Source organism: Pedobacter segetis (assembly GCF_016623585.1).
GTDB lineage: Bacteria > Bacteroidota > Bacteroidia > Sphingobacteriales > Sphingobacteriaceae > Pseudopedobacter > Pseudopedobacter segetis.
Genome location: NZ_JAEHFY010000007.1, coordinates 40,718 through 66,433, shown reverse-complemented (window position 1 = coordinate 66,433; position 25,716 = coordinate 40,718). Strand labels below are relative to the sequence as shown.

28 protein-coding genes are annotated in these 25,716 nt (G+C 33.6%); 11 read left to right on the top strand and 17 right to left on the bottom strand.

Features of this window, described 5'->3' with window-relative positions; all coding sequences use genetic code 11:
- The 5 genes from I5M32_RS06090 to I5M32_RS06070 all read left to right on the top strand — a co-directional run bounded on the left by I5M32_RS06090 (window position 1) and on the right by I5M32_RS06070 (window position 5,362).
- Window positions 1-1,218, top strand: a complete 1,218-nt coding sequence (locus tag I5M32_RS06090; protein WP_200585307.1) for an efflux RND transporter periplasmic adaptor subunit — start codon at window positions 1-3, stop codon at window positions 1,216-1,218.
- A gap of 50 nt (window positions 1,219-1,268) precedes the next feature.
- The gene (locus tag I5M32_RS06085; RefSeq protein WP_200585306.1) at window positions 1,269-2,369 is read left to right on the top strand and encodes a permease; all 1,101 of its coding nucleotides are present in this window, start codon (window positions 1,269-1,271) and stop codon (window positions 2,367-2,369) included.
- A gap of 486 nt (window positions 2,370-2,855) precedes the next feature.
- Window positions 2,856-3,392 (top strand): DUF3347 domain-containing protein, encoded by a 537-nt coding sequence (locus tag I5M32_RS06080; protein ID WP_200585305.1) that lies wholly within the window; start codon window positions 2,856-2,858, stop codon window positions 3,390-3,392.
- A gap of 33 nt (window positions 3,393-3,425) precedes the next feature.
- On the top strand, window positions 3,426-4,316 hold the full coding sequence (locus I5M32_RS06075) for a LysR family transcriptional regulator (protein ID WP_200585304.1): 891 nt from the start codon (window positions 3,426-3,428) through the stop codon (window positions 4,314-4,316).
- Between the two features lie 77 nt (window positions 4,317-4,393).
- Window positions 4,394-5,362 carry a YeiH family protein gene (locus I5M32_RS06070; protein ID WP_200585303.1) on the top strand — a complete coding sequence of 323 codons (969 nt, stop codon included), beginning with the start codon at window positions 4,394-4,396 and terminating at the stop codon, window positions 5,360-5,362.
- Between the two features lie 42 nt (window positions 5,363-5,404).
- Here the strand turns inward: I5M32_RS06070 and I5M32_RS06065 are convergent, their stop codons facing one another.
- The gene (locus I5M32_RS06065) at window positions 5,405-5,821 is read right to left on the bottom strand and encodes an EamA family transporter (RefSeq protein ID WP_200585302.1); all 417 of its coding nucleotides are present in this window, start codon (window positions 5,819-5,821) and stop codon (window positions 5,405-5,407) included.
- A 212-nt stretch (window positions 5,822-6,033) separates the two neighbouring features.
- Here I5M32_RS06065 and I5M32_RS06060 point away from each other — a divergent pair, with 212 nt between their 5' ends.
- Window positions 6,034-6,183, top strand: a complete 150-nt coding sequence (locus tag I5M32_RS06060; RefSeq protein ID WP_200585301.1) for a lmo0937 family membrane protein — start codon at window positions 6,034-6,036, stop codon at window positions 6,181-6,183.
- 74 nt (window positions 6,184-6,257) lie between these two features.
- Here I5M32_RS06060 and I5M32_RS06055 read toward each other — a convergent pair whose 3' ends face one another.
- Entirely contained in the window at window positions 6,258-7,562 is a 1,305-nt protein-coding gene (locus tag I5M32_RS06055) for an MFS transporter (protein ID WP_200585300.1), read from the bottom strand.
- Between the two features lie 73 nt (window positions 7,563-7,635).
- Between I5M32_RS06055 and I5M32_RS06050 the strand changes: the two genes are divergently transcribed.
- Window positions 7,636-7,950: a hypothetical protein gene (locus I5M32_RS06050; RefSeq protein WP_200585299.1), complete on the top strand. Its 315-nt coding sequence runs from the start codon at window positions 7,636-7,638 to the stop codon at window positions 7,948-7,950.
- Between the two features lies 1 nt (window position 7,951).
- The gene (locus I5M32_RS06045) at window positions 7,952-8,299 is read left to right on the top strand and encodes a hypothetical protein (RefSeq protein WP_200585298.1); all 348 of its coding nucleotides are present in this window, start codon (window positions 7,952-7,954) and stop codon (window positions 8,297-8,299) included.
- A 12-nt stretch (window positions 8,300-8,311) separates the two neighbouring features.
- Here the strand turns inward: I5M32_RS06045 and I5M32_RS06040 are convergent, their stop codons facing one another.
- The 5 genes from I5M32_RS06040 to I5M32_RS06020 form a co-directional block, all read right to left on the bottom strand.
- Window positions 8,312-9,178: a glycosyltransferase 61 family protein gene (locus I5M32_RS06040; RefSeq protein WP_200585297.1), complete on the bottom strand. Its 867-nt coding sequence runs from the start codon at window positions 9,176-9,178 to the stop codon at window positions 8,312-8,314.
- The gene (gene cysC, locus I5M32_RS06035; protein ID WP_200585296.1) at window positions 9,178-10,320 is read right to left on the bottom strand and encodes an adenylyl-sulfate kinase; all 1,143 of its coding nucleotides are present in this window, start codon (window positions 10,318-10,320) and stop codon (window positions 9,178-9,180) included. The genes I5M32_RS06040 and cysC overlap by 1 nt, the downstream gene beginning before the upstream one ends.
- Window positions 10,321-11,280 carry a glycosyltransferase family 2 protein gene (locus tag I5M32_RS06030; protein WP_200585295.1) on the bottom strand — a complete coding sequence of 320 codons (960 nt, stop codon included), beginning with the start codon at window positions 11,278-11,280 and terminating at the stop codon, window positions 10,321-10,323.
- Window positions 11,281-11,994: 714 nt separating this feature from the next.
- Window positions 11,995-12,408 (bottom strand): hypothetical protein, encoded by a 414-nt coding sequence (locus tag I5M32_RS06025; RefSeq protein WP_200585294.1) that lies wholly within the window; start codon window positions 12,406-12,408, stop codon window positions 11,995-11,997.
- Between the two features lie 6 nt (window positions 12,409-12,414).
- Window positions 12,415-12,954 (bottom strand): hypothetical protein, encoded by a 540-nt coding sequence (locus I5M32_RS06020; RefSeq protein WP_200585293.1) that lies wholly within the window; start codon window positions 12,952-12,954, stop codon window positions 12,415-12,417.
- A gap of 183 nt (window positions 12,955-13,137) precedes the next feature.
- Between I5M32_RS06020 and I5M32_RS06015 the strand changes: the two genes are divergently transcribed.
- Together I5M32_RS06015 and I5M32_RS06010 are read left to right on the top strand one after the other, a co-directional pair.
- Window positions 13,138-15,396, top strand: a complete 2,259-nt coding sequence (locus I5M32_RS06015; protein WP_317193101.1) for a peptidase domain-containing ABC transporter — start codon at window positions 13,138-13,140, stop codon at window positions 15,394-15,396.
- A 45-nt stretch (window positions 15,397-15,441) separates the two neighbouring features.
- On the top strand, window positions 15,442-16,761 hold the full coding sequence (locus I5M32_RS06010) for an HlyD family secretion protein (protein ID WP_200585292.1): 1,320 nt from the start codon (window positions 15,442-15,444) through the stop codon (window positions 16,759-16,761).
- A gap of 20 nt (window positions 16,762-16,781) precedes the next feature.
- Here I5M32_RS06010 and I5M32_RS06005 read toward each other — a convergent pair whose 3' ends face one another.
- The 5 genes from I5M32_RS06005 to I5M32_RS05985 form a co-directional block, all read right to left on the bottom strand.
- Complete coding sequence (locus I5M32_RS06005; RefSeq protein ID WP_200585291.1) at window positions 16,782-17,237, bottom strand: DUF2147 domain-containing protein; 456 nt, start codon at window positions 17,235-17,237, stop codon at window positions 16,782-16,784.
- Between the two features lie 139 nt (window positions 17,238-17,376).
- The gene (locus I5M32_RS06000; protein WP_200585290.1) at window positions 17,377-18,138 is read right to left on the bottom strand and encodes an MBL fold metallo-hydrolase; all 762 of its coding nucleotides are present in this window, start codon (window positions 18,136-18,138) and stop codon (window positions 17,377-17,379) included.
- Window positions 18,135-18,410, bottom strand: a complete 276-nt coding sequence (locus I5M32_RS05995) for a hypothetical protein (protein WP_200585289.1) — start codon at window positions 18,408-18,410, stop codon at window positions 18,135-18,137. Before I5M32_RS05995 ends, I5M32_RS06000 begins: the two co-directional genes overlap by 4 nt.
- A 186-nt stretch (window positions 18,411-18,596) precedes the next feature.
- Complete coding sequence (locus I5M32_RS05990; protein ID WP_200585288.1) at window positions 18,597-19,250, bottom strand: LolA family protein; 654 nt, start codon at window positions 19,248-19,250, stop codon at window positions 18,597-18,599.
- Window position 19,251: 1 nt separating this feature from the next.
- A complete protein-coding gene (locus I5M32_RS05985; RefSeq protein WP_200585287.1) occupies window positions 19,252-21,798 on the bottom strand; it encodes an FtsK/SpoIIIE family DNA translocase in 2,547 nt (848 codons plus the stop codon).
- Window positions 21,799-22,190: 392 nt separating this feature from the next.
- On the opposite strand from I5M32_RS05985, the gene I5M32_RS05980 reads away from it, so the two are divergent.
- Window positions 22,191-22,841: an ankyrin repeat domain-containing protein gene (locus I5M32_RS05980; RefSeq protein WP_200585286.1), complete on the top strand. Its 651-nt coding sequence runs from the start codon at window positions 22,191-22,193 to the stop codon at window positions 22,839-22,841.
- Here I5M32_RS05980 and I5M32_RS05975 read toward each other — a convergent pair.
- From I5M32_RS05975 to infC, 5 genes are all read right to left on the bottom strand, one after another.
- Window positions 22,838-23,059 (bottom strand): PspC domain-containing protein, encoded by a 222-nt coding sequence (locus I5M32_RS05975; protein ID WP_200585285.1) that lies wholly within the window; start codon window positions 23,057-23,059, stop codon window positions 22,838-22,840. The two genes, I5M32_RS05980 and I5M32_RS05975, sit on opposite strands and share 4 nt — an antisense overlap.
- A gap of 4 nt (window positions 23,060-23,063) precedes the next feature.
- Window positions 23,064-24,344 carry a DUF2851 family protein gene (locus tag I5M32_RS05970; RefSeq protein WP_200585284.1) on the bottom strand — a complete coding sequence of 427 codons (1,281 nt, stop codon included), beginning with the start codon at window positions 24,342-24,344 and terminating at the stop codon, window positions 23,064-23,066.
- Window positions 24,345-24,504: 160 nt separating this feature from the next.
- Window positions 24,505-24,849, bottom strand: a complete 345-nt coding sequence (rplT, locus tag I5M32_RS05965) for a 50S ribosomal protein L20 (protein WP_200585283.1) — start codon at window positions 24,847-24,849, stop codon at window positions 24,505-24,507.
- A gap of 75 nt (window positions 24,850-24,924) precedes the next feature.
- Window positions 24,925-25,125, bottom strand: coding sequence for a 50S ribosomal protein L35 (rpmI, locus tag I5M32_RS05960; protein ID WP_200585282.1), 201 nt, complete (start codon window positions 25,123-25,125; stop codon window positions 24,925-24,927).
- Between the two features lie 30 nt (window positions 25,126-25,155).
- Window positions 25,156-25,698 carry a translation initiation factor IF-3 gene (gene infC / locus I5M32_RS05955; RefSeq protein ID WP_200585281.1) on the bottom strand — a complete coding sequence of 181 codons (543 nt, stop codon included), beginning with the start codon at window positions 25,696-25,698 and terminating at the stop codon, window positions 25,156-25,158.
- Window positions 25,699-25,716: the final 18 nt, after the last annotated feature.

The following is a 25,716-nucleotide window of genomic DNA, read 5'->3' as shown; positions in this document are numbered from 1 at the left end:
ATGAAAAAATTAAAATATTTAAGTTTATTCTTATTGCTTTTTTGTTTTGGGGTATTGTTTATTTCTTGTTCTTCAAAAGGGGATAAAAAAACAGAAAAAGCTTTGGTTGAAGCAAAATATACCTGCCCAATGCACCCACAAATAGTAGAAGATCATCCCGGCTCCTGCCCTATTTGTAATATGGATTTGGTAAAAATAACCCAACAAAAAAGCAACAACAATGGTTTAACACTTAATGATAGACAAATTGAGTTAGCTAACGTGAAAACCATTTCGGTTGGTAACGGCAATTTTAACCATAGTAAATTGTTGAACGCCAGAATAGTAACCAATCCAAACAAAATACAAGTAATTTCTAGCAAATTTAGCGGCCGCATCGATAGATTATATTTTAAAGAAGCGGGACAAAAAATTGAGAAAGGGCAAGCTTTATTCCAGATTTATAGCGAAGATCTGTTGAGTTTACAAAAAGATTATTTGTTAAACTTAAAACAAGAAAATGCTTTCCCATCAGAACCTATTTATAAAAAACTAACAGAGGCCGCTAAAAACAAATTATCACTTTATGGCTACTCTACTTGGCAGATAAAGCAATTATCAACTGCAAACAAAACCGATCCCTATATTACTGTTTATGCGCCAGATACTGGCTTAATCACAGAAATGACGATTACAGAAGGGCAATATATTACCGAAGGCATGGGTTTAATGACCATTGAAAATTTGAGTAATTTATGGTTAGAGGCAGATGTTTATCCATCAGAGATTAAAGACTTAAAGACCGGAACATCTATACAAATTGAAGTTTCGGGATTTGCTAATGCACCCATCCAAAGTAAAATCGATTTCATCAACCCACAATTAAATGCTAACTCCCAAATTCTAACGATTAGGGCAAACCTCCCAAACCTGAAAGGAGACTTTCAGCCCGGGATGCAAGCGCAAGTAAAATTCCCTTCGGCCAATAAAAGCGCAATAATATCTGTCCCTAACGATGCGGTAATCAGAGACGAAAAAGGGAATTATGTTTGGATTGAAACCGGTAAGCACAGGTTTGCTGTACGGATGGTAGAAATTGGAGATGAAAGCGAAGCTTCTACCATTATAAAAAGCGGAATAAAGATTGGAGATAATGTAGTGGTTAGCGGAGCTTATTTGTTAACAAGTGAATTTGTTTTAAAAAAAGGCGGCAACATGATGAGCGGAATGAATATGTAGCTAAGTATCAAGAAGCAAGACTCAAATATGATGGAAATAAAAATTAAATTATGAAAACAGTAGAAAACATTTTAATAGAATTTGGGAAGATGGGATGGAGCATTTTTTGGGGTCTATCATTCGGGTTTATACTTTCTGCAATTATTAGGGCTTTTATATCTACCAAAACCATTAGTGATAAGCTAGGAAAAAACAATCCCAAATCTTTGGGTTTGGCCACTTTTTTTGGTGGCATTTCATCATCCTGTTCTTATGCCGCTGCCTCTATGTCGCGAACGTTGATCATCAAAGGTGCTTCATGGACAAACGCCATCGCTTTTCTTATTGCAAGTACCAATCTGGTTTTTGAGATTTTCATCGTTATTTTCACTTTATTGGGAACAGCTTTTGTTTTTGGTGAGATAGCCGGTGGCATCATTTTCATTTTAATTGCAGCGTTGTTAATCGTTACTTTTTTCCCAAAGAAAATTAAAGAAGAAGCCGATAAACATATCAAAGAGCACAAAGAAACCGGCGGCCACAACCATGGCGGCGGAGAAGACGTTTCTAAAAGTTCTTTAAAAGAGAAATTGAAAATGGCCAGTCATCATTTTTATATGGATGTAAAAATGGTGGGAAAGGATATCTTAATTGGCGTGGCCATTGCCGCAATTTTATCTGTTGTGGTGCCAAAAGAATTCTGGACCAAGGTTTTTTTAAGCGATAACCAAGATTTGCCGAAGGTTGTTATCCTCTTATGGAACTCTGTTTTAGGGATTATAGTTGCCATTTTAAGCTTTGTTTGCTCTGTGGGCAATATTGTTTTAGCAGCAGTTTTATGGCATGGGGGAATTTCTTTCGGAGGTGTTTTTGCTTTTATCCTTTCGGATCTAGTAACCTTACCCATGTTGTTGGTTTACAGAAAATATTACGGCAATAAAGCCATGATCACACTTTTCATTATCCTTAGCGTAAGCATTTTGGCAACTGCTTTAATGATAGATTTCGGTTTTGATATAATGGGATTAATTCCCCAAAATGGTACAGGAACAATCACAGATCAAACCGTTTTTGTGTGGGATTACCGTACTGTTTTAAATATCATTTTGATACCAACAAGTGTTGTTTTCTTTTTTATGGGGAAAAGGGAGATGAAGAAAATGATGAAATGAGACACAAGAATCAAGAGGCAAGAATCAAGACCTTATTTAACGGGAACTAAATGAGACACAAGAATCAAGAATCAAGACCTTATTTAATGGGAACTAAATGAGATACAAGAATCAATAATCAAGACCTTATTTAACGGGAACTAAATGAGATTCAAGAATCAAGATTCAAGACCTTATTTAACGGGAACTAAATGAGATTCAAGAATCAAGATTCAAGACCTTATTTAATGGGAACTAAATGAGATACAAGAAGCAAGAAGCAAGACCTTATTAAATGGGAACTAAATCTAATTTCCATATAATAAGACTAATGAACCAATGACTAATGAACTAATTAATGCCTAATAGACTATCAAAAGCCTAATGAACCAATGACTAATGAACTATTTAATGCCTAATAGACTATCAAAAGCCTAATGAACCAATACTTAATCAACTATCAAAAGCCTAATGAACCAATGACTAATTAACTAATGACTTATAAAAATGAAAAAATCAATTTTAACAATGGCCTTAGCGACAATCATGATTTCGGCTTGTAACCAAACAGATAAGAAATCTGAAAGCAATACATCAGCAAACACAGGGAAAAGTGTAGCAATAAAATCGCCAATTATGGCCAATTACTTAGCCATTGGCGATGCTTTAGCAAATGATGATGGTGCGAAAGCAGCCGATGCCGGAAAGGCTTTAAAAGAGAGTTTTGGTTCATTAGACGAATCAAAATTGAATGCAGAACAAAAATCTGCTTATGATAAAATTAAATCTGATGCGATAGAAAACGCAGAGCATATTGGAGAAAATGCCGATAAAATTGAGCATCAGCGTGAACATTTTAAAATGTTGAGCGAGGATATTTACATCGTTACAAAAGTAATTGACCCATCACAAAAGTTTTATAAAATAACTTGCCCAATGTATAAAAATGGGTCTTATTGGTTAAGCTCAACCAAAGAGGTCAAAAATCCATTTTTGGGCGAGAAAATGGATACTTGTGGTACTATTGATGAAACCATTAACTAAATTTGAATATTAACTTTCATTTCAAATTCCTAAATGTTCGATTTTAGATTAAAAGTTTTCCATACGGTTGCTAAAAGGTTAAATTTTACCAAAGCAGCTAAAGAGCTATTTATAAGTCAGCCTGCCGTTACCAAGCACATTCAAGAGTTAGAAGCAGGTTTTAAGCTCCAACTTTTTGAAAGAAATGGAAATAGAATTAACCTTACCCCTGCGGGGGATGTTTTGTTAAGTTATACCGAAAGGATTTTTGAACTATATAGAAACCTGGAATTTGAAATGAATATTTTAGCCGAAAAACATAGCGGCATTTTAAGGATTGGGGCTAGTTCTACCATTTCACAATACATCATCCCTCCTATTTTAGCAGATTTTCACCACAAATTTAAAGATGTTAAAGTCCAACTGATTTCTGGCAATACAGAACAAATTGAAAAAGCTTTGCTACACAAAGAAATCGAATTGGGAATTGTAGAGGGACATAATAAAAATGTCCAAATCAATTATCAAGAATTTTTAAAAGATGAATTGGTGTTAACTGTTAATGCCAAAGATGAAACCCTAAAAAAAGACACTTTAAAAATCGAAGATTTAAAAAATTATCCATTATTGATAAGGGAAACTGGTTCTGGCACATTAGAAGTAATAGAACATGCTCTCAATAAACATCATATTAAAATGGATGATTTGAATATAGAGATGCAATTGGGAAGCATAGAAAGTATCAAATCTTACTTGGCACACAGTTCTTGTATTGCGTTTATTTCTATCCACGCTATTATTAAAGAACTAAAAAACAACGAGTTAAAAATAATCGATATAAAAAACTTCATTATAAAACGACCATTTTACTTTATAGAACCACAAGGACAAATAAATTCTTTGGCTACTGTGTTTAAAAAATTCGCTTTAACCCATAACTTATAGTTATATAATATCACTTTTTAGTATTCAAAAACAGCTATTTATTTATCGAAATTTGTACCAACAAAAGAAAATAAATAATGGAAAGTTTAGTAGATCAACAGAGAAATAAAGGCTTAAAATTTAATTATACCTTCAAAGAAATCATTTTTATTGTTTTATTGGTTTTATGTTTAAGTCCTTGGGTTTCTCCACCATTGGCACTTTTTTTAGGTTTAATCACGGCACAAACCATCGGCCATCCATTTATTCATCTAAACCAAAAAGCAACTAGTATTTTACTTCAATTTTCTGTGGTGGGTTTAGGTTTTGGGATGAATATTTTTAGCGCTATACAAGCAGGGAAAGAAGGTGTAATCTTTACTATCTTCTCCATATTTGGAACCTTAATTTTAGGATTATCATTAGGAAAGTTCTTAAAAATAGAGCAGAAAACATCTTATTTAATCTCTGCCGGAACCGCTATTTGCGGTGGTAGTGCCATTGCAGCACTTTCTCCCGTGATGCAAGCAAAAGAAAAACAAATCTCTGTAGCCATGGGAACTGTATTTATCTTAAATTCTATCGCATTATTTATATTCCCAATTATTGGCCATTACTTTAATTTATCTCAAACCCAGTTTGGATTATGGTGCGCCATTGCCATACACGATACAAGTTCTGTTGTTGGCGCAGCAAATAAATACGGTGCAACTGCTTTACAAATTGCAACAACCGTAAAATTAACAAGGGCTTTATGGATAATCCCAATCGCTTTTGCAACTACTTTTATTTTTAAAAATAGATCTAAGAAAATCAAAATCCCATACTTTATAGGTCTGTTTGTTTTAGCAATGATCGCTAACACTTTCATTCCCGTGGTTCAAGGTTTCTCTCCTTTTATTGTTCAAATAGCGAAAATAGGTTTAACGGTTACCTTGTTTCTGATTGGTGCGGGCTTATCAAGAGCAGTTTTAAAGTCGGTTGGAATTAAACCTTTGATACAAGGTGTTATACTTTGGGCAGTAATTGCCTCAGTGGCATTATTTGCAATTATACATCTGGCTTAATTATTAATCTTATAATGATACATTATTGAAATCGGCTAAAGATTAAAGAATGAGAACTACGGTTCCAATAATAATAAAAACTGCTCCAATAGCTGTTTTTATAGTTAAAGTCTCATTTAAAAACAAAACAGAAAGTATAATGGTTAGTGCCACACTCATCTTATCTATTGGTGCAACCATAGATACTTTTCCCATTTGCAAAGCTTTAAAATAAAATATCCACGATAGGCCGGTAGCAACACCAGATAACACCAAAAATATCAGGTTATGTTTAGATAATGCTCCAATTCCTCGCAGTTCACCTCTACTGATCACTATCGCCCAAGCCAACAACAGAATAATTACCGTTCTTATTGCGGTAGCCAAATCTGTATTAACATTGGTAACCCCGATTTTAGCAAAAATAGCGGTAAGGGAAGCAAAAAAAGCAGCTAATAATGCGTAAATCCACCAGTTCATATTGTAAATGATTTTTATTAAAACTTGTTAAAGGCAAAAATGCCCTAAAATTCAAACATCTAGAAAGTTAAATTAATCAAATATCTTATTAAAACATCATTATTTATGATAGACGATAAGTGGCCTAATGTATAAAAAATTAAAAAGGCATAATGTTTGTGTTTGGAATATTATCGGCGAAAGCCATATTGTTAAACCAAAAATTAAAAATTATGGGATCTATACTTTATATTATTGCAGTTGTGCTGGTTATCGGTTGGTTATTGGGCTTTTTTGTATATTCTTTAGGAGCAATTATTCATGTTTTATTAGTTCTTGCGGTTATTGCGATTTTATTGGCAATTATTAGGGGTGCAGCTTAAATTTCAATTTCTTTTGCTTTTAAATATGCAACAAAACCTGTTTTTGCCCGCTGCTTAATTTTGATAGCATCAATTTAAAAAAGCTTGGTTTGGTTTTCTTTTTTCAAAGTGGTAAAAAGTAAAACCAAACCTATTATAAAGAACAAACCTAAACCTAATGCACTATTTCTCATATTACCGGTCAGTTCCTCAACAAAGCCGAAACTGAACAAACCCGCAACGATAGCCAATTTTTCGGTTACATCATAAAAGCTAAAGAACGAAGCGGTATCTGGCGTACCTTCTGGTACATATTTAGAGAATGTTGATCTAGAAAGAGATTGTATGCCGCCCATGATCAAACCAACAACCGCTGCCAAAATATAGAATTGATATTCATTGGCAATAAAATAAGCAGCAGCACAAACGCCGATCCAAAGTATTACCACAAAAATAAGCACTTTAAGATTACCGTAAATCTCAGAAAGTTTAGACATTAAATAAGCACCGATAATCGCTACCAATTGTATGATCAAAATGGTGGCGATCAACTTAGAAGTGCCTAAATGTAAAATCTTCTCGCCAAAATTTGCGGCAACCAACATAATGGTTTGTACGCCCATGGCATAGAAAAAATATGCCAATAAGAACGATTTTAAAACAGGCATCAACTTTACTTGTTGCCATACTTTCTTTAATTCTCCAAAACCACTACCAACCTTCTTTTTATCGAGCTTATCATAATTAGGGCTTGCTTTTGGCAACACCATAAATGGGATATAAGAAAACCCGATCCACCAAATCCCAACCAATAAAAACGATAATCGGGCAGGGAAAGAAGCATCTGTAATGCCAAAAGTATCGGGCATCAACACAAAAACGAAACAGATAATTTGTAAAATTACGCTACCTATGTAGCCGTAAGCGAAACCTTTTGCACTCACTTTATCCTGCTGATCTAAGGTTGCAATTTCCGGTAAATAAGAGTTACTAAAAACAATCCCCCCACAATAACCAATTGCAGCTATTGCAAATAAAACCACACCTAGTTCTAAAGTTTCTAGTCTAAAAAAATATAATCCGGCGCAAGCCAAAGCCCCAATCCAGGTAAAAACCATCATAAAGGTTTTCTTGTTACCACGATAATCTGCCGTTGCGGTTAAAATAGGCGTAAGAAAAGCGATAATCAGATAAGCCACGGCCAAGGCATAATTAGAAAGTGCCGTGTTCACAAATTTAAACCCAAAGAAAAACACTTTGTCGTTATTATTGCTTGTAGTAGTAATTGCGGTATAATAAGCAGGGAATATGGTAGAGGTAATTACGAGGTTATAGGCAGAGTTTGCCCAATCAAACATGGCCCAGGCCCTAATTGTCTTTTTATTATTTTTGATTTCCATTATTTGATGTTAAAACCCAATGTTTATTGAGAATAAAAGTATAAAAAAAATCACGAACAAGAACTTTATTTAATTGAGCGTTAAAAGAGAGATAAAATGTCCGCATTGCAAAAAATGGACTTTATGGCGAGGCGAAACCTACGATCGCTGCCTCTATTGTAACGAGTTTTTGCAAAATGATGTTTTTATAAAGCAATTGGAAAACAAACTCAGCGAAGAGGTAAAAGAAGAGAGCGACATTTTTTTTGTTAAGCCAACAGATGGCAAGTTTACGGCATTTGCAAAAAAATACCTGAGAAAATTTAGAAGAGCATTTGTTTTTGCACAGGCGGCTTTGATTGCTTTTATGGCATTTTTACTTTGGCTTATTGGGATGCTTAGCACTTAACATGAAAACGCTTTTAAACAGATGGTTGATGATTTTTAGCCTTATTTGGTTAATTGTTTTTATATGTACAAAGCAGGGCCTTTATTTCTACTGGCCAATCCAATTCTATTTAATAGATCTATTAGCCGTTCCAATTATAGCTCAATTATGTTTGTGGTGGATGCGCTTTATTTTGCAAAAACCTGATCATCAACTATCTAAATGGAATATTTTAATCATTATCATAGCTTTAATTATTGTTTTTGAAATTTATTTGCCAATGAAAAATCCAAGATATGTGGGAGATTTTTATGATGGAGTAATGTACGTTTTAGGAGGTTTTTTCTTTTTAAGTATGATGAATGAGTGAATATTAAGAAAATCAATCGTTTAAAAAATATTTAGTTATGATAAAATCGTTAGAGAACAAATTGAAAAATTCTGAACAATCAATTGTAATGTGGCTTTCTATGTGATTAATCCCAAAGTAATCATGATTTTTTACAACACTTAACCTTTCAAAATGGGTTTTATTTTCAAAACCGAACTCAACCACCGTTGATTTCTCTTGCATCCAAAGAATATTAGCCAAACCTGCTCCATGTTGACCTATAACAATCACAGAAGACTCAAATGCTTGAATTTGTTCTTTAAAAGACATTTTCTCTAACTGTATATTTTCGAAAACGTAAGATGGCTTTATTTTTAATTTGAGAAGCTCTTTTAGCTCATGATGGTTCTGTATAGATCTTCTGGAAGTACCAGAACCTTTTATTTTAGCGTCGTTTAAAAAATAGGGGTCCGGTGGAAGTCGTTCTATAAGCAATATTTTATTGGGTTTGTTTGACGATTTAATTTTAAGTGCAGAAAAAATAGTCTGCTTTAAGATTTGATAAGGGAATTTTAGGATATTTATGTTATTAGGATTCATCCCCAATAAATTCATTTTCTTTCCTTCAAGGAGGTTAGTATTTGTTTGAATTATATGTATTCGGTTTTTAAAAATTTCTACCGCATAATTTGTAAACAAGCCGAATTGATGAAGATGGAAAACAACATTTGGATTGGTTGCTTTGATTAATAAACTTAAGGGCAACATTAAATCAAAAATAAAATGATAATAATGTTCTATGTTTCCTCCCCCAATAGTTATGGGTTCCAATAAAATATTTGGCGCTTCCTTTGAAAGTGCAATTATTGCTTGCTGGTTTTTTTCTATCTCTGATTCTATAAATGTTGGATTAAACATTATGAATAATCAAAACTATAATCAAACAATTCAATATCTCTCTTGTAAACATCTTTAACAATCGATATTGTTTCCTCATTATAATAATTAGAATAATGATTTTTAGTTTCGTTTACGTTTAATTTTTGAAGTGGTGCTTTTATATTTAATTTATCTGCTACATATTTAAAATCGATTTCAATATTTTCATATTTACCAATAAAATCTACCAAAGGTTTGCTTCCGTTTACGCACAAAAAATAATGTTGGGGTATAAAATGTACATAGCTGAAGATGTTTTTCTCGTTTACCCAATTCTTCACAAAAGATTCAAAATCATGATAATCCTTTAAATTATTCTCGCTCCATAGTTTATCCGCTTCATTAAGTCCTCCTTTTTTTAAAAACAAAAAAGCGGATACCAACCTATCCCAAGGGTTTCTTACAAAAGTGAATTTAAAGAAATTATTAAACGCTTGTTCGCCAAGCTGTTTTTGAAATTGCCAAATAGGTGTATGCCCAGTGCCTAAATTACAAAATAGACTTCTATTTATAGATATTCCCCCAGATTTAGGTATATGCACAAATAAGCATTGATGTTTGATATATGGTGCAATGGAATAGTTTGAATTGGATTTGGTAAACTCTTTTTTTAATATAGCTTGAACATCTCTAAAAGTTTCTTCAATGGCCTTTGATTGGGTTTCTACAAATTGTATAGTTTCATTTGGTTCTTCAAATACATCTGAAATACCAGTGAAATTTTTAATTTCCCCTGCTTTTGCTTTTTTATACAAACCTTTAGGGTCACGGGCTTGGCATATTATTAATGGGCATTTAGTGTATATGAAAACTAAATTATCCTTACCAATAATTTGAATCGCTAAATCTCGATGGATATGTAAAGGAGTAATTGCAGAAACTATGGGGATGATATTATTACTGATTAACAACTTACATAACTCTGCAATTCTTCTTATATTTTCCTGCCTACCTTCAATAGAAAAACCCAAGTCTTTGTTTAATCCGTTCCTGATTTCATCAGCATCTAAAAGAGCGCATTTAATGTTGTTCTTTGTAAAATCTTCAAACAGTTTTTTTGAGACGGTGCTTTTGCCCGAAGCGGATAAACCGAAAAACCAAATAGCTTTAACTTTAACCACTTATAAATTACTGAAATAATTTTCTAACTGATTATTTTCTATATGGTCTCCCTTTTTTAATACGGGATATCCTGCTATTTGAGGCAAAACATTATTCCTGAAATGGGTAATAGCTTTTGCGTCAAATCTATTTTTCAATACTTCTGATTCAAATATCTTATTATGCCAATCTTTTAATTGTTGAAGCTTGTTTTTTTGTACAAACAATTTATAACCCAAGCCAAAATTTACGGCCATTTGCATCATCAATTCTTCTGGGCTGTAGTTAATTTTTAATTTATCCAGCTCTCTGGCGAATAGTAATGCCAAAGCTGTTCTTAACTCCTTTTGTTTTGTATGACAAGTGTTATCTGAGTACCACCTATAAGAAACAAAATAATAAGGTAGATTGGCAATTTTAGAAATCTCTGCAAAACGTGTCCACAAATCAAAATCCTCACAATAGATGTATTTTTGCTGATATTTCAATTTTTTAGCTAACTGTGTACGCATAGTTATTGCAGAATGTGTAAATTGATTCCGAAATAAAAGGCCAATATTTAAGATATCGTTTTCTGTAGTTATTTCTAGTTTTCTCTGAAATACACCCTTTTCATTTATTACTTGACAACCTCCACCAACCATTCCATAATCTAAGTTTTGCTCTAAAAAATTAATTTGTTTTTGCAGCCTGTCTCCCAACATAATATCGTCTGCATCTATCCGGGCTATATATTTTCCATTAGCGATTTTGATCCCTAGGTTCAATGCCTTAACTATACCTAAATTTTTGCTTTGCTTTAAATAAACTATACGGTTATCTTTTATACTAGATACTATTTCTGAGGTTTTATCTGTGCTTCCGTCATCAATTATTAATATTTCATAATCTTGATAAGACTGTTGTAGTATGCTATTAATGGTTTCTAAAATATATTTACCACAATTATACGTGGGAATTAGTACAGTAGTTTGAGGCATTGATTTAGAGTTTTTTTTTACTAGATGTACTATCAAACTAAATTAAGTTATAGTTGATCGGCTTTTTTACAATAAATCTATTAACAAATACTATATATACTAAAATAAATATTATATTGAAAGTAATCCTATCAATCTTATTAATATAGATATTAGGGAAAATAAAATTGAAAAATTTTGGAATTAAATTAAGTGAAATAATAAAAATTATAATATCTAAAATCCTCCAATTATTGTTGGTAGAAAAAATATTTTTACCCTTAATTCTAAAATAGATTGTTGCTAATATCAAAGGTATTAAATTCAAATAAAAATAATACCCTAACTCTAATGGGGAATAATTTACTATTGAGATAATTAAAGTTGACAAAATCCATATATAGTGATAATTGTCAACTTTTTTAGCATGTAACTTCATTTTTATTGATGATCAGAAGCTCCCATGTAAGCACCCGAATTAAATACGTAATTATTCAGCTATTGCTGGTAAACAGGATCCATAATTGCAAGCAGACCTCCCACCAATAATCCATTAGGACTATATGACGCACCAGTTCGAATCACATTTATTGCATCCCATCCTGCCCCGCAGTAAGTTGATATACTCATAAAAAAAATCCCTTTTCCTTCCCATAGCAACCCTGTATCCCTCAATATAGTGAACTTGTCCTGTTGATCGATTACGAAATTTTATTATAAAAATATTCTATGACCTTAACTTTTAATAATATAACCATTTCTTAAATAGGTTGCAATCAAAAAAAATATAATACTAATAGCATAAAAACATATAGGGTAAAATATAGAATATTTGTTAAGTTCAATCTCTGTTTGTTGGGAAACACCTTCGTATTTATTTACCTCATAAACTTTAAATAGTAAATTGGAAAATATCCTATGTGATAGAAATATTAAAATTAAAACTTGAATAATTCCTGGAATAAAAATTCCAAGGTAGTTTAATAAAAAGAAAAATAAAGTTAAATTGACGATAGTAAAGGGAAGCATTGTAACAATCAAAGCACTCAACCAAGTGTTTTTGTTTTCTTTATCATATTTGTTATCTTTTTTTCTATAGTAATTATAAAACACAAAATAACATATCAATAAATATTTTTTTATCGTCATAATAAACTATTGATGGTCTCTATAATATTCATAAAGCTCCCAACCTGCTAATCCTGTACCTAGAACAAAAGCGAGAGAACCGCCTGAAGCTATAACCGCTCCTGCTAAAGCTATTTGACCTGCGTCCTCCCAACTCCCATTTCCACTTAATAATTCGTATCCGTTATATCCTATGTCAGCATATACAAAATATCGACTTGCAGAAATGAAGCCCGCTGCGGCATCACTACCTAGACCTACTTCAGCAGCATATTGAGCCCAAGTTGCCGCTGTGCCTCCCGAGGCTATCATTAAGCTCATTGCATCCCACCCATCATAAGACCCACCCGTATTACTACTCCCATAAAAAGTCACATTACCACCTAAGTTACTATAACTGCATCCACCATCATAACTAACTACAGTGTGTCCATATTGGTCTATATCTATTATTGCTCCATCTATATATATCCCACTCCCACCAATAAAATTTTCCAATTCGCCACTACTCATCAATTCAATTTCTTGCTCCAGCATTTCAAATGCCAATTTAGCTTTGCTTTTCATAAATTTAATTGTTAATGGATTAATTTATATTTTGGTTTAAATAGTCTAAAAACGCTAATGTTAACTCAAAAAAAAAAAAAAATGCTCTTAGATTAATATTAACTTCATTTTTCATCTATATTTACGTTAAAATTAAATAAGAATTTTTTATTTTCCAAATTATTTAAAAAAATTTAATCATCTGTGAAAACATTCCCTTTAGATAGGCAAATGGACATGATGGACTGTGGGCCAGCCTGTTTAAAAATGATAGCCAAGTTTTATGGTAAATTTTATACCCTCCAGTTTTTAAGGGATAAATGTGGCATTACCAAGGAAGGCGTATCCTTTTTAGACCTTAGCCATGCAGCAGAAAACATTGGCTTGCGTTCGCTTTCCTTAAAGTGCACAAAAGAGGAGCTGTTAACAAAAATACCATTACCCGCCATTGCCCATTGGGATAACAGCCATTTTGTAGTAGTTTATAAAACCAAGCCTACTTTTAAAAAAAACGGAGATACAGACGGTTTAATTTATGTAGCAGACCCAGCTAAAGGCCTGTTAAAATTTGAAGCAGATGATTTTTGTGAGAAATGGATAAAACATGAAAATACAGCCACCAATAAAGCAAAGGGAATTTTATTGGCACTAAACCCACAGGCAGATTTTTATGAAAAGCAAGCAGAAGAAAAAAATAACCAGCAAAAAACCTTTACCCACTTTTTGAATTATTTTACGCCCTATAAAAAAAGCTTTGTCAACTTGTTTATGGTAATGCTGATAGTTACCATTTTGCAAGGCTTTTTGCCGTTCATTAGCAAAGCGGTAATAGATGTGGGCATACAAACCCATGATATAGATTTTATCAATATTTTATTGATTGCCAACGTAGCCATATATGTAAGCATATTATTGAGCAACTTGGTGCGAGATTGGATTTTGATGCACATTACCGCCCGTATAAACATTGCCCTTATTTCTGACTATCTTATAAAAATAATGCTGTTACCCATCACTTTTTTCGAGAACAAAATGACTGGGGATATTTTGCAAAGGGCGCAAGACCATGAGCGGATAAGGAGCTTTATTATGAACAATTCCTTAAACATGGTGTTTTCTACCTTAACATTTTTGGTATTTGGTGTTATCCTGCTCATCTATAATACCATCATTTTTGCTATATTTTTAACTGGGAGTATATTATACGTGTTATGGGTACTGGCTTTTTTAAGATTAAGAAAAAAACTGGATTGGGAATATTTTGAATTGGTAAGTAAAAACCAAAGCTATTGGGTAGAAACTATTGGGAGCATACAGGATATTAAGATTAACAATTACGAAAAGCAAAAACGTTGGAAATGGGAGGATATACAAGCCCGTTTGTACAAAGTAAATTTGCGGGTTTTAAACGTAAACAATATTCAAAACCTAGGTGCACAGTTTATAGACAACTTAAAAAATTTGTTTATTACCTTTTTTTGTGCCAAAGCGGTAATAAACGGGGAAATGACTTTTGGGATAATGATATCTACCCAATTTATTATCGGGATGCTTAACGCACCTGTGGTGCAATTTATTCAGTTCATTACCTCTTTTCAGTTTGCAAAAATTTCTTTTTTACGCTTAAATGAAATCCATCAATTAGAAGATGAGCATCAAAGTGTTGGGGATAACCCTATACAATTACCAGAAAACAAAAGCTTAATATTAAATAACGTAAGTTTTCAATATACGCCAGCAGGAGCTTTAATTTTGAAAGGAATAAGGTTGATGATTCCAGAAGGTAAAGTTACCGCAATTGTTGGCGATAGCGGAAGCGGTAAATCAACTTTACTAAAATTATTACTCCGTTTATATAAGCCTTCCTACGGAGAAATACAGATGGGCAATATGAACGTTAACAATATCAGTTTACGCCAATGGCGAAACAAATGTGGCGCAGTTATGCAGGACGGTAAAATTTTTAACGATACCATACTTAACAATGTGGTTTTAGATGATGAAAAAATTGATTATGCCAAACTAAAAAAAGCTTTGGATACCGCTAACATTTCCGCAGAGATAGAAGCTTTGCCATTAGGTTACCAAACCAAAATGGGCGAACAAGGGCGTGGTTTAAGTGGTGGACAAAAACAGAGGATTTTAATTGCAAGAGCATTATATAAAGACCCAGATTATCTTTTTTTTGATGAAGCTACTAATAGCTTGGATACTATAAACGAACAAAAAATCACTCAGGCATTAGACAAGGTATTTAAAGAAAAAACCGTTATAGTGGTTGCCCACAGATTAAGCACCATTAAAAAAGCAGACCAGATTGTAGTAATGCAAAACGGTATGATTGTAGAAATTGGCAACCATCAAACTTTAATGGAGAAAAAAGGCAGATACTTTCAGTTGGTTCAATCTCAATTGGATTTAACCTCTGCAGTTTCCCCAAACACTCCTTTAGCCTTGTCATAGAATTTACCATAAAGCATAAAAAACTTATAAAATTCCTGCAAAATAATGGAAAACGATTCATCAAAATTTCATCAGAACCAACGTACAGAACAGGTGCAGCATATTATTGAGCGGATGCCGACAAAATTTGGATTATGGATAGGGCTTATCGTTACCTTCATTTTTATATTATTGCTCACTTTTGGCTGGCTGGCCAAATATCCAGATATATTGCAAGGGCAAATTACCATCAATTCCAATGTGTCTCCAATTAAATTGGTAGCTAATAGTAACGGTAAACTAAAACTGCTTAATGTTTCTTCTATGGAAGAGGTTAAAGAGGGGCAAATTATTGCTTATATAGAAAACGCAACTTCTCCCTTTGCAGTAACAAAAATTGACAGTCTGTTAGACCTGTATAACCCCATTAAATCTGACATCAAAATAATTAAAGAAAACCTTCCGCATGATTTTTCGATTGGAGAACTGAACATCAAATATTATGCTTTTTATAATGCGCTGCAAGATTTGTTAAATTACCAGCAAGACCATTATTACGATAAGCAAGAAGAAAATTTGAACGCATTGATTAAAGAGCAAAAAGATGCTGTTACTACGCTATCAAATAGACTTGAGATGTCCAAAAGAACATTAGGCTATGCTAAAAAATTCTATTTAAGAGATTCGATATTATTGATTCAAAAAGTGATCAGTGAGTCGGAGTTTGATAAGGCAGAAGTCAACTACCTCAACAGCAAAGATGCTGTACAAAGTGCCAGCAATAATTTAATCCAGGCTAAACAAGCAACTCAGCAAACAGTTGGAAAAATCCAAGAGTTGAGTATCCAAAATCCTGAGAAAGGAAACCAATTGCGTATTGCTTTTATTTCTGCATATAATGATTTAAAAGACAATATAAAAATCTGGGAGCAAAAATATGTTTTTAAAGCTCCGTTTAAAGGGAGAGTGCAGTTTCTGAAATTCTACACAGAGAATCAGTTTGTGCAGAGTGGCGAACAAGTATTTACCATTGTTCCAACTAACGACAAAACATATGGGCAAGTATTAATACCTGCTAATGGTTCTGGAAAGCTAAAAATAGGGCAAGAAGTTATCGTGAAATTAGATAACTATCCGTATATGGAATTCGGTTCTTTAAGAGGCAAAATAGAATCAATCTCCTTAACTACGAATTTAGAAAAGGCAGAAAATGGAAATATTGAAACCTATTTAGTTACCGTAAATTTTCCAAATGGTTTAAAAACAAACTATGGCAAAAAACTGGATTTTAAATTTGAAAGCAAAGGCGTTGCAGAAATCGTTACCAATGACAGAAGGTTTATACAGCGGTTATTTGATAATTTAAAATATGTTTTGGAGCAATAATAATGAAGAAGAATGAACGATCAATAAACCCTTCTAAACGCTACGGTTTGGCATAAAAACTCGAATTTCCAATAACCTTTAACCTCTAGCAAACCATCATCATTAAAATACACTACTGAACTAAAATGCCTGCCACTATTGGCATCATAAATAATACCGTTTTCCCATCTATCGTTTTCTGGGTTAAATCTCAGGTTTTTAAGCACATTCATACCTAATATTTTATGGTCCCTAAGCTTTTTATCAGGGTTATTCAGATCTTTCCTAGTTTCCATTGGGCGACTTAAATCATCAGTATCATCAAACCAAACTACTTTTGCCCTAAATTCATCGTTAACTTTATAAACCTCTACTTCAACATTTTTTTCAGTGCTCATCCATTTACCAACAATTGCATCTTCATCTATTTTTTGAGGCAGAGATTGAATAGGCAAACATGAAATCAATAAAAGGATGATAAAATTAACAGATAGCATAGGTAGTTTTTTATAGATTAATCTAAAACCATACCACTAAGGAACCGACTATAAATCAATTCTTTAATTTAGGTAAAAAACATGGTAGATCTATATTAAAATAGTAAATGAACTAAATAAAATAAGAAAAAAGCTAATTTTAGATTTCAAAAGATAAACCATCGTAAGCTAGCTCAATTGCGGCAGGGAGTTCTTTTGAAACATCAATATGCTTTCCTAATTTATGGCTTATGTGCGTAAAATAGGTCTTCTCTGCCCCTATTTTCTGTGCAAATAAAATAGCCTCTTCAAACGTGAAATGCGAAATGTGTTTTTCCTTTTGTAGCGAATTGATTACCAATACTTTACTTCCATTAATTTTTTCTTGTTCGCTATCGCTGATGGTTTTAGCATCGGTAATGTAAGTAAAATCATTTATCCTAAAACCCAGTACCGGGAGCTTAAAGTGCATCACTTCCAAGGGTTTCAGTTTAATATCGCCTACGTTAAAATCTTGATGATGAATGGTGTGCAAATTTACCTGCGGTATGCCCGGATATTTATAATCGGAAAAGATATAATGGAACTCTACCTTTAAGGCTTCTTGCACCGCAGAGGTTGCATAAATATCCATCGCCGCTTTCTGCTTAAAATTGAATGCCCTAATATCATCTAAACCTGCAATATGATCTTTATGGGCATGGGTAAATACTACGGCATCTAGTTTTTGTACGTTTTGCCTTAACATTTGCTGCCTAAAATCTGGGCCAGTATCAATAACGATGGTTTTCTCTTTAGATTCTATTAAAATACTGCTCCTTAAGCGTTTATCTTTTGGGTTTAATGATTGGCAAACATCACAATTACAAGCAATTACGGGCACACCTTGTGAAGTTCCGGTTCCTAAAAAAGTAACTTTCAAAATGTGATTTCCGTTTGCTTTAATGAATAATAAAATGCCTTTTGCTTTTCGCCGATGATAGAAACATCTAAATCTATATTTTTGATCAATTCTATTAAAGAAATGATCTTGTTCTCTAAATTAGAGAATTTATTGACAACTATAACCTTGCTGCTTTCTAACTGGCATGATCCTGTTTTAAAATTTCCTTTTTCGTACCTTACTTTAAAACCCACTTCTTTAAGCAGTTGTTCTAGTTTCTCTAAGGTATGGTTAGTAAAGGAGATGCCCATTTGATTCAAATTTGCGAAAAAAGATTAGATTTTTTGAATTATGTTTTAACATTTCATTCTGCCCGCCATCTATTGTATTTAATAACTAAGCATAATCAGCAACAATACAAATCTCCATGCTATTAAAATCCCGATTAGCCAGCTGGCTAACGGAATGATACAATACGATTGGAATGATTTATCAAATTACCTCAGATCTACAACATCAACACCGGGATGGGCCTTGGGATCAAAAGAAAAAGTAGTATCGGTAACTTTTACGTTTGGCGTAAAACTTTTGATGTTATAGGTATAAACATTACCGTTTTTATCGTTCACCACTATATTTGAAATCTGTTTGTTAACCTTATCTATCCTCAACTTAATTTTAGAAAAAGACCTATTTTGCAATGGTGCCAACTCAATGTTTTGGTAAACCCTACCTGCTATTTTGGTATCTCCCAAATAAACGTATTTAAAACCTTTTTCATAAATGGTAAATATCTTGGCGGGGTTTAAGGCATCAGAACTATTATCAATCTCGCTTATCTGGACTTCGTTATCGTTTTTCAAATAAGTCCATTGTACCTGCCCGTTAGAAATCAATTCTTGGCCGCCAACCTCAACCTTGTATTTGTTTTGGGCAGATCTAACTAGCAAAGTCCCATCCTGAGATTCGTTTAAATTGGCCTGCGGGTTTTTTAATGTATAGGTAAAATCTGCCCTAACAACATTATAAGACCTATATTTCTTGCTCACCCCCGCTAATATTGCCTTTGCATCAGGATCTGATTGGGCAAAAGCATTAACTAAGCCTGTTAACATAAACAAGCCCAACATCATTACATATAATTTCTTCATTTTAATCCTTTTTGTTCAATTCATCCAACAACTGTTCCAATGAGTAATCATCCGGAATAAGCACTTCCCTTGCCTTACTTCCCTCAAACGGGCCCACAATCCCCGCACCTTCTAGCTGATCAATAATTCTACCGGCCCTATTATAACCCAATTTCAGCTTTCGCTGGATTAAAGACGTAGAACCTTGCTGGTGCATCACTATTAAACGGGCGGCATCTTCAAACATTGCATCTCTATCGTTTGGATCAAAATCTTTTACACTTCCACCATCGCCATCATCACCAACATATTCTGGCAATTCATAAGCAGAGGCATATCCTCTTTGTTCGCCAATAAAATCGGTAACACGATCCACTTCGGGCGTATCTACAAATGCGCATTGCAACCGAATCAAATCACTGCCTGTTGATAAAAGCATATCTCCTTTTCCGATCAATTGATCTGCACCACCACTATCCAAAATAGTTCTCGAATCTATTTTGGAAGTTACCCTAAAGGCCAAACGAGCAGGAAAGTTGGCTTTAATTGTTCCTGTGATGATATTTACAGATGGCCTTTGAGTTGCCAAAACTAAATGGATACCAATTGCCCTAGCCAACTGCGCTAACCTGGCAATGGGTGTTTCCACTTCTTTACCTGCTGTCATCATCAAATCGGCAAACTCATCTATAACTAAAACAATAAAAGGCAAAAACCTATGTCCGTTATTTGGGTTAAGCTTTCTTTTTATAAATTTCTCATTGTATTCTTTTAAATTCCTAACTCCGGCCTCTTTAAGTAGATCATAACGTTGATCCATTTCTATACATAAAGAATTTAGGGTATTGATCACTTTTTTGGTATCCGTGATGATGGCATCATCTTCGCCCGGAAGCTTTGCCAAAAAATGCCTTTCTATTTTCTTAAATAAGGAAAGTTCTACCTTTTTTGGATCTACCAATACAAACTTTAATTGTGATGGATGTTTTTTATAAAGCAACGAAACTAAAATAGTGTTGATACCAACAGATTTACCCTGCCCAGTTGCACCCGCTACCAACATATGCGGCATTTTGGCAAGATCGGCGATAAAAACCTCGTTAGAAATAGTTTTACCCAGAGCAATGGGCAAATCCATAGTGGTGTTCTGGAATTTTTCTGTTGCGATGATAGAGCGCATAGAAACCATTTCGGGATGAGAATTTGGCACTTCGATACCAATTGTACCTTTACCCGGCATTGGTGCAATTATCCTTATGCCCAGTGCGGCCAAACTTAAGGCAATATCATCTTCTAAATTCTTGATTTTAGAAATCCTAACACCTGGTGCCGGTATAATTTCATAAAGCGTTACCGTTGGGCCAATGGTGGCCTTTATTTTATCTATTTCTATATTATAATTGTTGAGCGTTTCAACAATTTTATTTTTATTGCTCTCTAATTCTGAAGTATCTACCGATATTTTACCAGAGCCATATTGTTCCAAAAGCTCTAATGTTGGGTTTTTGTAAGATGATAATTCTAAAGTTGGGTCAAACGCCCCAAATTGTTCTACCAATTCATCTGCTTTGGCTTCTTCTTCTGTTTTTTCTATCGTTAAAGCCAAATCTTCTTGGTCCTCTATCTTAGGTGATGGTTTACTGATGTTATTAACAACTTCATCAAAATCATCTTTGGCCCTAGAGACCGGCTCTTCTTTCTCTAAGGTGTTTTCAACCTCAAATGAGTTGGTGGTTAAAGTTGGCCTATTAACCAACCTGTTTTTTTGAAGATCTTCTAAAGATTGGCTTTCATCATCCTCTAAAACATCTTCCTCTTCATCCTCAATCATATCATCATCATCCTCTAAAAAATGCTCTGTGATAGGTTTAGGCTTTCTTTCTGGCAGCTTAAAATCTATGTTATAAGCAATGATCAAACAAGTTAAACCTGCAAAAACCAATAGAACCGCAGCCCCTGTAGAACCAATTTGTGCTTGTAATAAAAGGTTAGAGAAATAACCAAATTCTCCTTCTATATAATGTGGATAATCTCCAATAAAAGAATGGAAAAAACCTAAAGTAACAGAGATAAATATCAACAAGAAAAAACTGTACGCCAAGGTTTTATGTATTGATAAAAGTTTCACTTTAAAAAGCAACCTATACCCTATGATAACGAAAACAAACACAAAAATAAAAGAGGCCAAACCAAACCATTCATACATAAACTGATGAGAGAGCAAAGCACCTAGTTTACCCGTCCAGTTTTGGATGTTTGGGTTTAATACACCATTAGATTTTAACTCTGCCGTAGTTTTAAAAAGATTGCTCCAACCTCCATTGGCATCTATAACATAGCTTTGATCATCTTGCCAAGTAAAAAGATAAGATGTGAACGATACTAAAAAATAAATGGCCAGCAACAGCAGAAACAAGCCAAAAATCTTTATTGCCCTGTCGTTATTGAAGTTGAATTTCGGTAATCCTTCTCTTTTTTCACTTACTTTTTTCTTAAAGGGTTGCGATGCTCCTTCTAGTGCATCTTCCCTTAAGGTGTTTTTTTTAAACTGGTTTCCTCTAACAGGCATTCGTTAATAATTTACCCAACAAATATAAATTAATGCTTAGCTTGATGCTAAAAATAATTGTTTTAATTGAGATTTTAACAGAGGTACCTAAACGTATGAGAAAGATTTGATGGTTGGCAAAAAAGCAACAAAATCATTAAATATCTAAAGCACAGTTTTTTATCATCCGTTATCGATTGTCGAAAATCGAATAATCGTTAAAAATCCATTTTTTGATATTTCTCGTTAATTGATATAATTCATTTTGGATTTATTTTCATGATGTTTTAGGTTTTGATGGTTAACCCTAATTCGATTAATTTTGAATTAGGGTTTTTTGATAAATAAAAATTAATTGGGCAAATTATTTTATCAAATACTTAATATTGCGATTATTGTTTTAATTTAGAGTAATGCTCCCTAACGATTTAGAAGAATTAATTATAAAAGATGATGAGAATGCCTTGCGGGATCTTTTAAATAAAGATAGTTCTTTGTTAAAACTGCAAACATCCCACGGCGTATCGCCTTTAATGCTTTCTTGCTATTTTCATAAAGCAAACGCTACAAAGGTGATATTAGAGTTCTCAAAAGATATCAATCTTTTTGAGGCTTCGGCATCTGGGAAATTTGACGAGGTTGCCCATCTCCTATTTACAGATCCTGAAAAGATAAACGATTATTCTGAAGATGGTTTTACGGCCTTGGGCTTGGCTTGTTATTTTGGGAAAGAAGAAGTTGCCCGATACCTTGTTTTAAAAGGGGCCGATGTTAACCTACCTTCAAATAACGGGTTTAATGTTTTCCCGTTGCATTCTGCTATTGCGATAAACAATTTAAGTATCGCAAAAATGCTGATCGAAAACCATGCCCTAATTAATGTTTCGCAAAGTTCTGGTGTTACCCCTTTGCATTCTGCAGCCCAAAACGGAAATGTAGAATTAATAATTTTACTGTTAGAAAAAGGGGCTAAAGTAGATAACAGAATGGAAGGTGGTAAATTACCCGCCGATCTTGCCAATGAAAAAGGGTTTACAGAAATAGCAGATATTTTGAGCGCTTAAATCTCTTTAAACTGAAATCTTATTTTTTTGATATAGTTTCTAATATCCAAAAAGAAAGCCGCAAAGAAATAGAATACCAAAGGGAAACCAACGGCCAAAAAAGAGGTATAGATAAAAAACAACCTGATTTTAGTCTGCGAAATCTTAAACTTTTCCCCTAGGTAGGTGCAAACCCCAAAAGAGTAACGCTCAAAGAAAATCAAAATACGATCTAACATGGTGTTATGCGCTAAGTATTTTTAAACCAATTCCACAATTTAAACATTTTTTTTGATCACAATAATTTTTTTTCAAATGGATTGCCGCTTGGCTATCAAAACTATTACTTAACAACAAGCCCCTTTCTTTTAATCCTTTAATGATAACGTTGTTTTCTGGTGGGATATTTTCTAAAATATCTAAAGCCCTATCAATAAATTGTTTATTCCCAACTTGCTTACCATAAAAAAACAATAATGGCACAATTGCATTAATCAGTATATTTTGGATACTAGATTTGCCAACATTAACAGATTTATCATCCACCAATTTATCAAACAGGTAATGGTTTTTCCAATAAGTACTGACTTGCAGATCTTCAAACAACTGAAAGTAATTTGCTCTATCCTTTATTTCGATGATTTTTGAGAATAAATGAGAAGATTTAAAAACTAAAGCAGCAAACTGCGCCAATCTAATGGTAGCGAAATTATCAGGGCGGGTTTTAGAAAATTTCCATAAACTGGGCTCTAAATTATTCAGTTGGTATTTTTTTTGAAGAAAACCATATTCTACTTTAAGTTTATTTGGATAATCATCTATAAAATATTTATCCAATAACCCAGAAACGCCAAAGATCAATGCTTCGATCTGTAAAAAACTATTTTTGTGCTTAGCCAAAATATTCTGCGGTAGTTGTTTGGCTAAAATCTCTAATGGCAAATTATTTACTTTAAAACCGAAGCTTTTTGCTAAAGTGATATAAAAGGTATTTTCCCAATTACCTTTGTTAAATTGATAGATTTCTTTTATGATGTTGGCCTTATCTTCCAGTCTTTCCATCATCATCCTATCCAAAGCTTGTTGTTTGGTAAAATTATCAACGCTTGGCAACTGGTTTTCGCAGGGTATCCAATAATTGTTTTGCCTTAGTAAATCATAGTTATCGATTATCTTTTTATCGATGATATCCTTTAGCTCCAAAACCGGGATGATAGTGCCGTCTGTTCTTTTTATATCCACATCATATTCCCATACCACATGTAAAATCACATTGTCATAAGCTTTATCCACATCGTGATGGTGCTTTAACCAATCGGATGATTTTAAATGGATCTCTATGTTTCCTGCCCATATAGTCTCCCCAATCTTGATCTTTGATTGATGAAAATCTGGCCCAGCATCCTTATTGTGAATTCCTGTGCTGATGATCTGCAAAACTTCCCCATTGGTGGTTCTTAAACCCAAGGGATTGAACATCTTGTAATTCCAAATAAAATGGAGGATAGCTTCTGATGATGGCATAGATAAATTTAAAGAAAAGTTAACAAAATTTGTTAACTAATATTACATTAGGAATTACCATGAAATCGAACATTATTGATAAATAGTAGTTTGGGGAAAACCCTAACAAAAAAAGGAACCCAAATTGGGTTCCTTTTTTATACCTAAAACAGCCTTTTATTTATTTTACCGCATCAACAATTGCTTTAAAAGCAGCTGGATGGTTCATTGCCAAATCTGCCAAAACCTTACGGTTTAAGCCGATGTTTTTACCGGCAACTTTTCCGATAAATTGAGAATAAGACATTCCATGCTCACGGGCAGCAGCGTTGATACGCTGAATCCATAAACCTCTGAATTCTCTTTTCTTAACTTTTCTATCTCTAAAGGCATATTGTAAACCTTTTTCAACAGTATTTTTTGCAATGGTAAAAACCTTGCTTCTTGATCCCCAATAGCCTTTGGCCATATTTAGGACTTTCTTTCTTCTTCTTCTTGACGCTACTGCGTTAACCGAACGTGGCATAATTTAATTGTTTTTTGGTAAGAGGTGATCAATATTTCAACTGATACTTAGACCCAATCCCTGGTTAATAAATAATTACTTTCCGATGCAAAGCATACGTTGTACGTTTCCTAAATCGCCATCAGATACATAGCTGGTTTTAGTTAAGTTACGCTTTTGCTTGGTAGATTTTTTTGTTAAGATGTGACTTTTGAAGGCACCCTTTTTTTTGATTTTACCTGTTCCAGTAAGCGAAAAACGCTTTTTAGCACTAGAATTGGTTTTCATTTTTGGCATAATTATGCTTTTTGTTTTAACCTGTTTATATTAATTTTTTCCTGTTTTAGGCGCAACTGTTAAGAACATTCTCTTACCTTCCAATTTAGGTAATAGCTCTACTTTTCCCACGTCTTCTAAAGCTTGTGCGAATTTTAATAATAAAATCTCTCCTTGCTCTTTATAAACTATGGCTCTTCCTTTAAAGTGTACATAAGCCCTCACTTTTTCCCCATTCTCTAAGAATGAGACTGCATGTTTCAATTTGAACTGGAAATCATGATCATTGGTGTTAGGCCCAAATCTGATTTCCTTAATTACGGTTTGCTTTGCATTGGCCTTAATTTCTTTCAGCTTTTTCTTCTGCTCATAAACAAACTTGTTGTAATCAACAATCTTACATACCGGTGGGTTTGCGTTTGGAGAAATCTCAACTAGGTCAAGATCTAGCTCGTCTGCCAAAGCCAACGCTTTTTCAATTGGGTAAATTCCCTGCTCAATATCCTCGCCTACTACCCTTACTTCCTTTGCCCTAATACGCTTATTGATATTATGAGCTGGTTCTGTGGTTCTTCTGCTTCTATTCGGATTCAATTTTGGTCTAATGATTGT